General features: G+C 35.1%; 13 protein-coding genes. 5 read left to right on the top strand and 8 right to left on the bottom strand.

Features of this window, described 5'->3' with window-relative positions; all coding sequences use genetic code 11:
- Positions 1-143: 143 nt before the first annotated feature.
- Genes IGJ02_RS12925 through IGJ02_RS12945 form a run of 5 tightly spaced genes read right to left on the bottom strand, consistent with a single transcriptional unit; the run spans position 144 to position 3,412 of the window.
- Entirely contained in the window at positions 144-575 is a 432-nt protein-coding gene (locus IGJ02_RS12925; protein WP_430602258.1) for a precorrin-2 dehydrogenase/sirohydrochlorin ferrochelatase family protein, read from the bottom strand.
- Positions 563-1,300: a sirohydrochlorin chelatase gene (locus tag IGJ02_RS12930; protein WP_430602259.1), complete on the bottom strand. Its 738-nt coding sequence runs from the start codon at positions 1,298-1,300 to the stop codon at positions 563-565. The genes IGJ02_RS12925 and IGJ02_RS12930 overlap by 13 nt, the downstream gene beginning before the upstream one ends.
- Before the next feature lie 11 nt (positions 1,301-1,311).
- Positions 1,312-1,959 (bottom strand): response regulator transcription factor, encoded by a 648-nt coding sequence (locus IGJ02_RS12935; protein WP_010762770.1) that lies wholly within the window; start codon positions 1,957-1,959, stop codon positions 1,312-1,314.
- Complete coding sequence (locus IGJ02_RS12940; protein WP_430602260.1) at positions 1,956-2,969, bottom strand: sensor histidine kinase; 1,014 nt, start codon at positions 2,967-2,969, stop codon at positions 1,956-1,958. The genes IGJ02_RS12935 and IGJ02_RS12940 overlap by 4 nt, the downstream gene beginning before the upstream one ends.
- Positions 2,970-2,983: 14 nt before the next feature.
- On the bottom strand, positions 2,984-3,412 hold the full coding sequence (locus tag IGJ02_RS12945) for a GAF domain-containing protein (RefSeq protein WP_010762768.1): 429 nt from the start codon (positions 3,410-3,412) through the stop codon (positions 2,984-2,986).
- A 102-nt stretch (positions 3,413-3,514) separates the two neighbouring features.
- Here IGJ02_RS12945 and IGJ02_RS12950 point away from each other — a divergent pair, with 102 nt between their 5' ends.
- The 5 genes from IGJ02_RS12950 to IGJ02_RS12970 all read left to right on the top strand — a co-directional run bounded on the left by IGJ02_RS12950 (position 3,515) and on the right by IGJ02_RS12970 (position 9,654).
- Positions 3,515-5,020: an amino acid permease gene (locus tag IGJ02_RS12950; RefSeq protein ID WP_430602261.1), complete on the top strand. Its 1,506-nt coding sequence runs from the start codon at positions 3,515-3,517 to the stop codon at positions 5,018-5,020.
- 156 nt (positions 5,021-5,176) lie between these two features.
- Positions 5,177-5,956 (top strand): MurR/RpiR family transcriptional regulator, encoded by a 780-nt coding sequence (locus IGJ02_RS12955; RefSeq protein ID WP_430602263.1) that lies wholly within the window; start codon positions 5,177-5,179, stop codon positions 5,954-5,956.
- Between the two features lie 146 nt (positions 5,957-6,102).
- Complete coding sequence (locus IGJ02_RS12960; protein ID WP_430602264.1) at positions 6,103-6,522, top strand: effector binding domain-containing protein; 420 nt, start codon at positions 6,103-6,105, stop codon at positions 6,520-6,522.
- Between the two features lie 240 nt (positions 6,523-6,762).
- A complete protein-coding gene (locus IGJ02_RS12965) occupies positions 6,763-8,094 on the top strand; it encodes a PTS sugar transporter subunit IIC (RefSeq protein WP_010762764.1) in 1,332 nt (443 codons plus the stop codon).
- Between the two features lie 129 nt (positions 8,095-8,223).
- Positions 8,224-9,654, top strand: coding sequence for a 6-phospho-beta-glucosidase (locus IGJ02_RS12970; protein WP_430602265.1), 1,431 nt, complete (start codon positions 8,224-8,226; stop codon positions 9,652-9,654).
- 310 nt (positions 9,655-9,964) lie between these two features.
- On the opposite strand, the gene IGJ02_RS12975 is transcribed toward IGJ02_RS12970, so the two are convergent.
- The 3 genes from IGJ02_RS12975 to IGJ02_RS12985 all read right to left on the bottom strand — a co-directional run bounded on the left by IGJ02_RS12975 (position 9,965) and on the right by IGJ02_RS12985 (position 12,320).
- Positions 9,965-10,600, bottom strand: coding sequence for a hypothetical protein (locus IGJ02_RS12975; protein ID WP_430602266.1), 636 nt, complete (start codon positions 10,598-10,600; stop codon positions 9,965-9,967).
- Between the two features lie 111 nt (positions 10,601-10,711).
- Entirely contained in the window at positions 10,712-11,812 is a 1,101-nt protein-coding gene (locus tag IGJ02_RS12980) for a hypothetical protein (RefSeq protein WP_430602267.1), read from the bottom strand.
- Positions 11,805-12,320, bottom strand: a complete 516-nt coding sequence (locus IGJ02_RS12985; protein ID WP_430602269.1) for an RNA polymerase sigma factor — start codon at positions 12,318-12,320, stop codon at positions 11,805-11,807. Before IGJ02_RS12985 ends, IGJ02_RS12980 begins: the two co-directional genes overlap by 8 nt.
- Positions 12,321-13,241 lie beyond the last annotated feature (921 nt).

Here is a 13,241-nt window from a genome sequence, read left to right on the forward strand (position 1 = left end):
TTCGGCAAATCAGGCTATTTTGTTCAACTGCAGTTCGAGGTCTACTGGGAAAGTGAATAATTAATAATGCTTGAGTGATTGCTAAGCTCAAAATGACGAACTGTATAAAAAGGGACAGAACTTGATAATCTATAGTTTATTTTTTATTCTTCTAACAACAGTTTGAATTGCTCTTTCTTCTTTTTTAGGGCTGCCGGGTCTTTTCCATAAGAAGACAACGCTATCAAATAATCTTGAGATTCGATCGTACTCATATTATAAAAATCACTGTTCTCTTTCTGACTACAGTCATTGACCCATTGAGATTCAGATGCATCGTCGACGATTTCCTGATTGATGGCTTTGGAATCAGTGCAAGCAAAAATTAGATGGGCTTCTTTGATATACTCAGCCATATAGGTTGCTTTAATCCGCTTTATATTTTCTAATTCATTGAATTCCTCTAAAAAAGTTGGTGCAACAAGCGTCACCTGTCCTTTAGCGCTTAAAATCGCGATGGTTTTTCGTAATGCGATTCGGCCACCGCCGATGATCACGATTTTCTTCCCCGTTAAATCAAGCATTACTGGATACATGTCATAGCCTCTTTCACAATTCCTTGTAAATCGGTTAAAATCCGCGGGTCAAATTCCAGTGTTCTTGTCATGATAAAATCCGTTTTGGGAAATGCTTCGTTAAGTTTATTTTTCATGATCGTAATCAAATGTCCATCGAATAAAAAGAAAGGAACAATCACTATTTTTTGATCCGTTGATACTTGTTTTTTGATATCTTCTAAGTAGTCTTCCTGCCCTTTCAAACTTGTTGGGATAATGGAAAAACCGACTTGTTGTTGGATTTCGGCTGCAATCTCAGTTAATACTTGTTGTGGTTCATCCGTTTGCTTGGTTCCATGAGCGACTAACATTCCCACTAGTTGCTCATCTGGATACGACGACGCTACTTCTTGGAATCGTTCCAACAATACTTGACGGCTGCCTTTTTTGCTACCAAACGTTTCTGTTTGAATAAATTTGACTGTTGGATGTGTCCTTTTAACAGGTTCAAGTTCATTCGGGATATCAACTAAAGCATGTTTCGCTGCAAATAATAATACAGGAACAACAATTATTTGCGTCACATTGTTTTTGATCATTTCTTCGGCAACCTTCGGGATTGTATCAGAATGATTTTCTAAAAAAGCTGTTGCTTGGTAGATCGTTGGATCGAGTTTTGTTTTTAATTGATTAATAAAATCCATTGCTGCTTGATTTTTTTCAGCTTTCTGACTGCCATGAAAGACATAAAGAATTCCGATCATTTTTTCTCACCTCATAAGTCGATTAATTGATGTTTCATACTATATTGCAGTAATTCGCTAAACGTTTCAAATTCTAATTTTTTCATTACATGGGATTTATGGACTTCCACTGTTTTAACTGAAATAAATAAGCGTTCCGCGATTTCTTTATTACTATATCCTAGAGAAACGAGCGGTAAAACTTCACGTTCTCTTTTTGATAGGCGTTTGTATTTTTCATCCTTTTCCTCTTTATCAACTTTTTTTAGCCAATAATCTTTATTATGTGGACCAAATAAGGGGTCGATTGCAATGTTTCCAGCAGCTACTTGCTTGATTGCTTCTAATAAGACAATATCCTGTGAACTTTTAAGAATGTAACCTTTTGCGCCGTATTCTAATGCTGTGCGAACATATTCTTCTTCATCATGCATACTTAAAATAATCGTCTTTACATCGGCAAAATGCTCTTTGATACGACGTGTTGTTTGCAAACCATTTTCTCCTGGCGGCATCCGCATGTCCATCAAGACAACATCTACTGGATATTTTTCAAGGAGTAAAAAAGCCTCGGTGCCATCTGCCGCATCCCCTACAACGGTGATATCCTGTTGGCTTTCCAGTAATAAACGAAGACCACTTCTGACTACTGCATGATCATCTGCTATTATGATGTTCATTTGACTTCCTCCCATTGAATAGGCAACCGTAATGTCACTGTTGTTCCTTCTGATTTTTCCGAATGAACGATTAAATGACCACCGATTGATTCTGCTCTTTCCTGCATATTTAAAAGACCTAATCCCTGACTATATTCATTCACCTTTTGAAGATCAAAGCCTTTTCCATGATCCCGAACAGTCAGTATCAAATGAGCTGCTTGTTCACTCAATGTTACCCACAATTCATCCACAGAAGCATGCTTAACACTATTCATCACACTTTCTTGCAACACACGATAAGTGATCGTTTCCACACTATCAGGAAAACGTTTATTTTCGATCATCGGAATAAAATGAATCGCTACCCCAGTTGTTTCTGTCAAGCGATGTAATAAGGTTTCGATTGCTGGAATCAAGCCTAAATCATCTAAAGCTGTCGGCCGTAAATCAATAGCAAGTTGTTTCACCTCACCAAGCAACGCGACAAAATCCTCGTCGATTTTTTGTAATTTAGTTGCTAAGTTGTCTGATTGATCGCTCCATTTTAACTGTCTGGTCTCCAACATCAAACTATAAATGCTTTGAGCTAATCCGTCATGCAGTTCTTGAGAAAGTGCTCGGCGCTCATTTTCATGTGCTTGATTGACGTATTCGATCAAGCGTTTATTTTGAATCACTTGCTGCAGACGATCCTGAACGGCTAGACGACGAATACTCAACAAGGCATTTTTCTGATCGATCACTGTATAACTACCACTGAATTGCTCCTGTCTACCTTTGGAATCTCCCAAAATCAAAGGAAACGCAGCTTGATCCCAATCGGCTCTCACTTCACAATCTAAACACTTTTCCATCGTAGAATGAAGCATACAACCTTCTCCTCTAGCGATTTCCAGAACTTTTTCTAAAGGAAACAGGTAATCATTTTCTAATTTAATTGCTGCTTTATTTTGCTGGATGCATTTGTTTTCTTCAATCAAAAACAAGGCATCTTTTGCTTTTTCAAATACTTTTTTCACTATAATCATTTCCATTTTTTCACCTATAAATAAACTACCAGTTCATCCGTTTTGTCTTTTGCAACTGTCAAAAAATCCTCTGTAATAATCGTTTTTTCTCGATAGCCAACTAGAAGAACACCTTTTACTTCCCCCTGCTCTAATGCAGGAAAGGCTGCAATACTTTCCAATTTTTCCATCCGTGTGATTGGTAGTTCCACTAATTTTTCCGGCTGCTTTTGTAAATCTGTTGCTTGGTACGCTCTACCGGTTCGCCAAACTATTCCACCAATTCCTTTACCGACTTGCAGACGAATACGCTGATAATAATGATTGGTATTTCCAGCCACGTACTTCCAGCGGATCACTCGTACTTTTGTCATCTCATTAACTGTGGATAGAGCTAACGCAACAAAATCGACTTGAAGTTCCTCTTTTATTTGATCGATTCTTTGCTGAATTTGATCCGTCATTTGACTACTCCTATTCCCTAATTTTTGACAAAAAGCTTGTTTTCTTCTAAATCTTCTCTTATTCTTAAGCCAACATCATCTTAATTTTAGAAGGATTTTTATATGAAAACAACCACTACTTTTAGTCCCAAGCATTTGGTTATGATTATTACCATGACTGTTTTTTCTTTTTCTAGTATGACAACAGCGTTTTTCTTAATGGGCATCAAGGCTTTCCCATATTTTGTTGGAGCAGCTTTGTTCTATTTTATTCCCTACGCTATCATTATAGCAGAATTTACAGGCGTTTATAAAAATCATATTGGCGGGTTGTATCAATGGTTAGCCGGTCACCTCTCTGAAAAAATTGCTTTTATTGCCGCTTTTTTATGGTACTGCAGTTATTTTATTTGGATGATCAGCTTGTTTATGAAGATTTGGATTCCGTCATCAATTTTACTTTTTGGTAAAGATTTTACTAAAAAAACCAGTTCTATCCCTTATTTTTCAACATCCGTTTTAATTGGACTTTTATCTATTTTTGCAGTTATCATAACGCTGTTTTTTGTTAGTAAAGGATTCAAAGGAATTGCTTCCTCGTTGTATTTAAGCGGGATCATGATGACTATTTTAATCGTTGCAAGCCTCGGCGGAAATTTGTTGTTATGGATTACTAATCGTTCAGACATTTTACCTAATCTTACCGCTAGTTTCAATGGGATTCAAACAGATTCACAATCAGGACAATCCTTGGTCGGACAATTATCTTTTCTGATTTTTGCCATTACAGCATTTGGTGGTTTAGATACGATTGCAAGCTTAGTGGATAAAACAGGAAAACAAAAGAAGCAGTTTCCTAAATTATTGATTTACAGCAGTTTTTTAGTAGTTATTTGTTATTTTTTAGGCATTCTTTTATGGAGCGGTGGAACGGATTTAAACAATTTAAAAGCCAATAATACAGTGCATTTAGGGAATTTAATGTATGAATTAATGGAACATTTGGGTTACGCTTGCGGTCACGCTCTTTCATTGTCATCTACTCACTCTCAGATTCTAGCTCAACTATTTACTCGTTTTACGGCTTTGACGTTATTGCTTTCTTATATCAGTTTATTATCGACTATTTTTTATCTGCCGATTCGCACACTAGTAGAAGGAACACCTAAGCATTACTGGCATCCTCGTTTGAAACACAAAAATAAACATGACATGCCGATTTATGCTTTGTTGATTCAAGGCAGCCTGATCAGTTTATTTATTTTAGGCATTATTCTTGGAAGTCAGTATGTGGTCTTTTTATATAACCAACTGACGTTGATGACAAATATTTCACGAGCTATTCCTTATTTATTAGTGGCACTTGCTTATCCATCGTTTAAGAAAAAACAATTAACAGACAATCCCACATCCGTTTTGATTCAATCAACGAGCCGTGCAACAGTTATTAGTGGCAGTGTTATTATAAGTATTGCTTTAGCGATTGGCTTCCAGCTCTATCAGCCTCTTTCCAAAGGAAATCTATTGCAAAGTCTAACATTATTGATTGGACCGTTGCTGTTTTCCTTGATTGCGTATTTACTTTATCAACGATTCCATAGAAGAAAAGAACTTACTGAAAATACTTAGGAGCATTAGTTCTACTAAGCTGTTTTGTTTCTATTGATAAAAGATAGTAATAACAAGCGAAATAACAACGTTTCCTGTACAATATAGGTTGAACACTTTTTTTGTTTCTTATAAAGAAAATGAAGGAACCACAATCTTTGTGCAGGAGGGATCTTTTTGTTCGATTTAGAAAAAGTCCAGTCGTTAAATGAGCTGGAAATGCTTGTTTATCACTATGTCTTAGAACATATGAGCAATATTCCAAAGTTAACGATTCGTCAACTTTCTACAAATTGTCATGTGTCCACTTCAACGATTCTACGTTTTTGTTCTAAAATGGGATTCGATGGTTTTTCAGAATTGAAATATGCTATAAAAAAGGAAGAACAACAACAAGAACATTCCTTTGAACAATACTATGATGCCACAATCCATGTTGATTCTTTTTTAAAACGTCTTAATCAACAAACCTATTATGAAACATTGAAACCAGCGATCACCTTAATTTCCTCTGCTCGCCATATTGTTTTTTCAGGGATTGGAACAAGTGGCATTTTAGGAACCTATGGTAGTCGTTACTTTGCTAATATGGGCATCAACGCCTACAGTATCGGTGACCCATTTACACCAATTCCTCAAAGGGGGTTTGAGAATACGTTAGCAATCATTCTCTCTGTTTCTGGTGAAACCACTGAAGTTATCAAACAGGTGACTGATTTTAAACGGTCTGGTGCTAAAATTTTAAGTATTACCAATGATGAACATTCAACGATTGCCCGTTTAGCTGACTACAATATCTCCTATTACATGCCTGACGAACGATCTATTTACACTGATCCGTATATCAATATCACTACACAAATTCCAGTTATTGCCTTGATCGAACTACTTGCCCATCAAGCGGGTAAAGAGTTTGCAAAAACAGAGGAGCAAAAAAACAACAACCCGAGTAAATGATTTAAACAAATTATAATACCGAAATTTTGACAAAACACTTAAGAGTTGCTATGGTTTTTGAGACGGTGTACCAAGTATCTGGAGCCAAACATAGTTAAATAATGAAAGTACATCTGACCTATTATAAAAGAGGAGCGTGACGATTCATGTCTTTTAACATCGAGCATTTGGACAACGAAGTAATCACTGGAAAACAGTACAAATTTGCTATTCCTAAAACACCAGAAGATTTTGCTGAAGTGAATAACCAAAAACTAGAGATTTTGCCTACTGACAAAAAAAGTATCCGAGCAATCATTATCAATGACCCTGATGAAAGCAATGGTACGTACAAATATTTTGTTGAAGATAGCGAAGGAAATCGTACCTTTACACTACAAACTGGCGATTACGCCGTATTCACAGGACCTTGGGAAACTTTGGCAGATATTGATAACTTTATCGGCGCAAGTTATGGCGAGCTTTACCAATCACCTGAATATGAGATCGGTGGAACAAACAATATTCAACTACTTGATTTTGAAAATAAAAAAATCATCTTAAAACTACCTGCAGTTAGTAAATAAACATACGACCTTGAAGTAAATTGCTGTTTGATTTATTTCAAGGTCGTATTTTGATTGATTTGTTTTTTTACACGGTACATGTTTCTGAACAAGCTTACCCTATTTAAAATACGCAAAAATTCTTTTATAGTAAAATTGTAAACGTATTCATTAGAAAAAAATCTTAGCGGCCGTTCTATTGAAATACTACTACAAGCACTTATTTTCCGTTACTTTAGTTAGCCAAAGGAGAGGTTTAGAATGAATGAATGGATCAATGAAAAAGTTCTACCACCCGTGTTAAAATTCGTTAATACTAAAGCGATTACAGCATTAAGAAATGGTATGTTATACACGATGCCATTTACGATCGTCGGTTCGATTTTTCTATTATTAGCCAATTTACCAATTGAATCTGTGGCAAAATGGATCACTGACAGTGGTTTAGTTGTTTACTTTAATCAGGCGTATGGTGCCTCTTTTGCGATCATGTCTATCTTTGCTGTTATTGGGATTGCTTATTCTTATGTTAAAACAGAAGGCTTTGAAGGATTACCTGCTGGAATGATTTCACTCGTTGTCTTTATATTATTTATGGCACCTGGTGTTACTGATTTAGACAGCGGTGTAACAATCGGCAATGTTATCAATAAAGATTGGACTGCCGGTAAAGGAATGATCACAGCAATTATCGTTGGGTTAATTGTTGGTTGGGTATACAGCTGGTTCTTACGTCATGATATTCGGATCAAATTACCTGAAGCAGTTCCCGAAAATGTTGCGAACTCCTTTACAGCCTTGATTCCAGCGGCAGCTTTAATTACTGGCGCAATGTTTGTTTATATTTTCTTTGATAAAGTCTTTAACACAACGTTCTTTGATTTCATTTACGATGTTTTACAATCTCCACTTCAAGGTGTAACAGACTCATTAGGCGGCGCCTTAGTCCTTGGTTTCTTAGTTCCCCTATTCTGGTTCTTTGGTGTTCACGGTTCAACGATTGTTGGCGGAATCATGGGCCCGATCTTACAAGCGAACTCTTTAGAAAACACAGATATTTTAAAAGCTGGTAAAGAGTTGACTGTTGCCAACGGTGGTCATATCGTAACACAACAATTTTTAGATCAATTTTTAACGGTGACTGGTGCTGGTATGACACTCGGATTAGTGGTTTACATGGTATTCTTTGCTAAATCTGCGCAGTTCAAACAATTAGGTCGTTTATCGATTGGTCCTGCTGTATTCAATATCAATGAACCAATTACTTTTGCGACACCGATCGTTATGAACCCAATTATGGCGATTCCGTTTATCTTAACACCTGTTGTTTCATCTGTTATTACGTATTTTGCACTCTATACTGGTTTAGTTCCACTATTTACAGCGGTTCAAGTCCCTTGGACAACGCCTCCAATCATTTCCGGATTATTAGTCGGAGGTTGGCAAGCAGCGTTACTACAAGCATTTGTCTTAACGTTAGGTTTCTTCATCTACTTACCATTTGCTAGAAAAATGGATGCAATCAATTATGCACAAGAAACAAATCAACCCATTACAGAAGAAGTCTTAGAAGAAATTGAAGCAGAAGCTTAAAAAAAATCCGTTCTAAACTGACTTAAACATTCCTGCACAGCTGATTCCGTTCAAATGATTCCTCCTAGCTGTGCAGGGATAATAAAGTATTTCGTCAAAAAAATAGTAAGGTTGTAAGGAGTAGATCACATGTCAATTTTAAGAGAAAATTTCCTTTGGGGTGGTGCAGTTGCCGCTCATCAATTAGAAGGTGGTTGGGACCAAGGTGGTAAAGGTGTTAGTGTTGCTGATGTGATGACGGTTGGCGCTCACGGTGTTCCTAGAAGAATTACAGATGGTGTGTTGCAGGGGGAAAATTACCCCAACCATGAAGCCATCGATTTTTACCATCATTATAAAGAAGATGTAAAATTATTCGCAGACCTTGGGCTAAATTGTTTCCGAACATCGATTGCTTGGACCCGGATTTTCCCCAATGGTGACGAAGCAGAACCGAATGAAGAAGGATTACAGTTTTATGATGATTTGTTTGATGAATGTTTAAAATATGGGATCGAACCTGTAATCACTTTATCTCATTTTGAAATGCCGTATCATTTAGTCACCGAGTATGGTGGTTGGCGTAATCGTAAAATGATCGATTTCTTTGCGAAGTTTGCCCGTGTTTGTTTTGATCGTTATAAAGATAAAGTTAGATATTGGATGACCTTCAATGAAATCAATAACCAAGCGAATTACGCTGAAGACTTTGCTCCTTTTACCAACTCTGGTATCAAATACCAAGAAGGCGAAGATCGTGAAAAAATCATGTATCAAGCGGCTCACTATGAATTAGTAGCGAGTGCCCAAGCGGTAAAAATCGGCCATGAAATCAATCCAGATTTTCAAATTGGTTGTATGATTGCCATGTGTCCAATCTATCCGTATTCTTGTGATCCAAAAGATATGATGATGTCAGTCAGTGCCATGCAAAAACGGTACTGGTTTACGGATGTTCATGTTCGCGGTCATTATCCTAGCTTTATGGAAAATTATTTGGCGCGTAAAGGCTTTGATTTAGATATTACGGAACAGGATTTGACTGATTTAACCCATGGTTGTGTGGATTATATCGGTTTTAGCTACTATATGTCGTTTGCGATCAAAGATCATGAAAAAGGCCCTGCTTTTGATTATGATGAGTCGAAAGATTTAGTAAAGAACCCTTATGTAGAAGCCTCTGACTGGGGTTGGCAAATTGATCCGTTAGGCTTGCGTTATGCCATGAACTGGTTTAATGAGCGTTATGAATTGCCGTTGTTTATTGTGGAAAATGGCTTTGGTGCCATTGATGAAATTGAAGCAGATGGCACGATCAATGACCAATATCGGATTGATTATTTGAAAGCTCATATTGAGATGATGAAAGAAGCTGTTGAATTTGATGGGATTCCGTTGATTGGTTATACGCCTTGGGGCTTTATTGATTTGGTTTCTGCGGGAACTGGTGAGATGAAGAAACGGTATGGTTTTATCTATGTGGATAAGGATAATGAAGGACAAGGGACTTTAGAGCGTTCTAAGAAGAAGTCGTTTGATTGGTATCAGCAAGTGATTAAGAGTAATGGTGAAGAGTTGTAAGAGTTTAGATGAGTAACTTCATAATACTCATTTTAATTCTTTGGATTTTCTTTACCAATATTAGTTGATAAAGAGCCAAAATAAAAAGCGGGCAGACAAGAATCATTTTGCTCGTTTTGGGCGAACATAGTTAAACGTAGAAAAGAACAAATCAATTTCTTGATTTGTTCTTTTCTACTCTATTTAATCAATTAAGTATTTTAAAATAATTCAACATAGATATTGAAAAAAGACTAATTTGATAAAAAAATCTTAAAAAACATTATTTACAAAGCCAAAAACTAATAAACTTAATATGGTTTAATAAATACTACCATATATAGTATCTACTACCATATACAGGATTGTATGTTGAAAAATAAGCAGGGTAATTTACTCCAGGTTTTGTCGAATCAAAATAATAAGTGTATCCGGGGTAAACAGGATCTTTCCCTCCATAAATGCCATGAAAGTAAAAAGAGTCTCCAGAAACAGCAACTGCATAATAAGGATTAGCCTTTATGTTCCTGAACCTGAAATAGTATCCACTGTATCTCCATCCACTTCCTGAAAAAATATTTGAGCCTGAACTCATAGGAATTTCGTCTAAATATCTTACAGCAGTTGGTTTGCTAGCACGTCTACTCATATCAGCAGGTGGTTCAGGTGACGTTTCTGAATCTATTACTTCTAAATCTTGAGTCTCTACATAAGTCTCCTCCATTACTTCTGGTAAGATATCCTCTTTTGCTTCTTCCTGATTTTCAAGCAATTTTTTTTCAATAATCTCTACATACTCCTTAGAGCTTTCTTCAGTCATGAAGCCTTCTGAAATCGGATTATATACTAGCCCTTCTCCGTTGTTTACGTTCTCTTTCATCGATTCAAATGAAGCAGCTGATGCATTTTCACTTAAAATAATACTACAAAACAAACATACTCCAATTCCCAAAAATATCTTTTTCATACAAAAACTCCTTTATATATTTCTTATTAACAGAATAACATATCTCGAAGTCCCGTGTCAATGCACTTGAAATTATAGTTTACTTTACAACTCTCAAGAAAAATCTTAAATTCATTTATTATCTATTTCAAATGATCCAACTGCCTTAATAGCCTTTCCTGTGTCGTCGATTTGATTCACTTCAAGTTTGTAGCTAGATTGTTTATCTAACGCACTTAAATTAAACACTATTTCAAACTCACCAGTAGTAGGATCCCAAGTTTCCATTAAAAATTGATCATTACTTTCGATACCATTTTTATAAATAGTAGTAGCATATCTCTCATCATATAATCTTTCAATTTCTGAATAATAGTCTTCAAATTGAGCTCCTTTAGCAACAAAAGTAACCGTTGTTTGTAAGGCATCACTAGAAGCGATGATATTAGTAATGTTATTGCTATTGCTGATTTTTGGGATAGCAGTTTGAGTTAAAAGTTCTGTATTAACTTCAAAACACCAATCTCCCGAATACTTTAAAGCTGGATCTACAGTAAAGTATTTACTTTCTGGATCCGCTTGCGCTCCTTTTTTTGCTGCCTCCAAAACATCTCGATCTTGCCATTCTAAACTATTAATAACTAAAGTTAATTTAGCATCTTTGGGTATCTTGTTAGTAGTAAAAGTAGAAATTACAGACCCGTAAAACATGTTACCTTCTTTACGAAAAGTAGATTTGACACCTTCGCTATCATTTAATTCTTCTTGATTACCATTACTAAACAATTGAAATCGAATAAATTGTCTGTTATTTCCACTCTTGATTTCTTTCTCCAGTAATTCTGTTAACTTATCATCCTTGATTTCAAATTGATAATCAAAAGCATATTTTTTTTCCGTAGCAACAAACTTAGTAAGTGTAATTTCTAAATCATTTTTGGTACTAGATAATTGTGTCTTTGTAGAGATCCCTTCATTTTCTACAGTTTCAATTCCTTGATCTTGACTAATTCCTAACAAACTTTTTATTGCTGTATTTACTTGAGGATTAAATGATACAAGAGCAATTATTGAGGCAATAACACTTGCAAAAATTATTATTTCTTTGGTTAGATTCTTTTTTTGATGAATTTTTCCATCTAAAATATTTTGTCTGTTTTTTTCTAATTTCGCCAGTACTTCTGATGGAATTTTCATTTCTTTTTTTATCAAATCAATATCCTTTTTACTCATTAAAGCTTCCTCCTAATATCTTTTTTAATTGTTTTCTTCCACGTGCTAACCTTGTTTTTATAGTATTTTTTGGTACTTTTAATTCTTTAGAAATTTCTTCTATGCTAAATCCTGCATAATAATATAATACTATAGGGATTCTATAAATCTCTGGTAGAGTACTCAATTCATTTTTTAGTTCAAAAGGTGAATTCCCTGTGTCTATAATATTTTCATGTTCTAGTGGGACGATATCCTCTCTTTTTTTTAACATAGTTTTTGCAACATTAATCATTATTTGAAATAGCCACGTATTAAAAACTAATTCATTTTTTAGCTTTTTAATGTTTGCCCATGCTCTAATTTCTGTTTCTTGCAGGCAATCAGCAACATCTTCATCATTTAAGAGTATTCTGTATGCTGAGTTATATAAAACATCCTGATATAGTTTACAAAGTTGGATAAATGCCTCTGCATCACCATTTTTAGCTCTTTTAATTAAAAATATTCTTGAATCATTATTCTTCATTTATACACCTTCCATTTCTAAGAAAACATAGACTAAATATTTTCTCCTTCACTTATTAGACTTCAAAATTTGAATAAAAGTTTCACTAAAAAAAATTTATGGTTGATTTTTATTTCACTAAGATAATTTAAATTAACCAAACTAGTCTGTCCATCTGAATTGTAACGTCAAATACAACAGTTAAACGTTGGATTGGCGTTATTTTCAATGTTGAATAAGTTCAAGGGAATAATTTTAAATCAATGACATCATAACATATTGTAAAATCCTACTTACTGCTAAAACTATAAAGAATACATTCGCACGATGTTGGTAATGTTGGGTATACTACTTGTTTTTGTTCCCTTCACATACCTGTTAATAATGCGGAATCAGTATGTATAGTTTTTAATAAATGATTAATTCATCACCGTCTAACATTTTAACAACTGGGAAATAGCTCGTAACTTCTGGAAGTTTTGCATCAGGTCTTTTTTGAATAGATATTGATTATATTATGCCATTCATTTTTACTTCTTATTGAATATTTCCGTGTTTATAATTATGATTTTTTGTTGTCGATTTCATCGAAATTTTTGCTTCATAATTAATTATCTAGCACACCCACAATGGCTAACCATTCAATTTACTTAAATCAACTATTTTTCTCCCTTGTTCGTATTGACCATTCATGTTAAGTTCTTTATACTTATTGGTATAGGATAGCAACGAAAAAAGCTTTACGAACTAGTAAAAGTTCGCAAAGCGCCATCACATATAAATAACCATTGGCACCTCAAGTATCTGGCGGGAACCTTATACTTGAAGTCCTTGTAAAGTCAGCATCCACTGCCCAAACAAGTCGCCAATAGTCGCTAGCATTACAACTAGCTTCTTTCATTGTACAAAAAACAAGTGTCATTGACCGCTTCTTTTTTGTCG

This window comes from Enterococcus sp. DIV0724b (assembly GCF_050531475.1).
GTDB classification, from domain to species: domain Bacteria; phylum Bacillota; class Bacilli; order Lactobacillales; family Enterococcaceae; genus Enterococcus_L; species Enterococcus_L haemoperoxidus.

Excerpts from the sequence above, each read along its gene's own strand:
- IGJ02_RS12925 (WP_430602258.1), bottom strand. The coding sequence starts at position 575 with ATGTATCCAGTAATGCTTGATTTAACGGGGAAGAAAATCGTGATCATC.
- IGJ02_RS12985 (WP_430602269.1), bottom strand. The coding sequence starts at position 12,320 with ATGAAGAATAATGATTCAAGAATATTTTTAATTAAAAGAGCTAAAAAT.
- IGJ02_RS12980 (WP_430602267.1), bottom strand. The coding sequence starts at position 11,812 with ATGAGTAAAAAGGATATTGATTTGATAAAAAAAGAAATGAAAATTCCA.
- IGJ02_RS12965 (WP_010762764.1), top strand. The coding sequence starts at position 6,763 with ATGAATGAATGGATCAATGAAAAAGTTCTACCACCCGTGTTAAAATTC.
- IGJ02_RS12950 (WP_430602261.1), top strand. The coding sequence starts at position 3,515 with ATGAAAACAACCACTACTTTTAGTCCCAAGCATTTGGTTATGATTATT.
- IGJ02_RS12935 (WP_010762770.1), bottom strand. The coding sequence starts at position 1,959 with ATGAACATCATAATAGCAGATGATCATGCAGTAGTCAGAAGTGGTCTT.
- IGJ02_RS12930 (WP_430602259.1), bottom strand. The coding sequence starts at position 1,300 with ATGATCGGAATTCTTTATGTCTTTCATGGCAGTCAGAAAGCTGAAAAA.
- IGJ02_RS12940 (WP_430602260.1), bottom strand. The coding sequence starts at position 2,969 with ATGATTATAGTGAAAAAAGTATTTGAAAAAGCAAAAGATGCCTTGTTT.
- IGJ02_RS12975 (WP_430602266.1), bottom strand. The coding sequence starts at position 10,600 with ATGAAAAAGATATTTTTGGGAATTGGAGTATGTTTGTTTTGTAGTATT.
- IGJ02_RS12945 (WP_010762768.1), bottom strand. The coding sequence starts at position 3,412 with ATGACGGATCAAATTCAGCAAAGAATCGATCAAATAAAAGAGGAACTT.
- IGJ02_RS12970 (WP_430602265.1), top strand. The coding sequence starts at position 8,224 with ATGTCAATTTTAAGAGAAAATTTCCTTTGGGGTGGTGCAGTTGCCGCT.
- IGJ02_RS12960 (WP_430602264.1), top strand. The coding sequence starts at position 6,103 with ATGTCTTTTAACATCGAGCATTTGGACAACGAAGTAATCACTGGAAAA.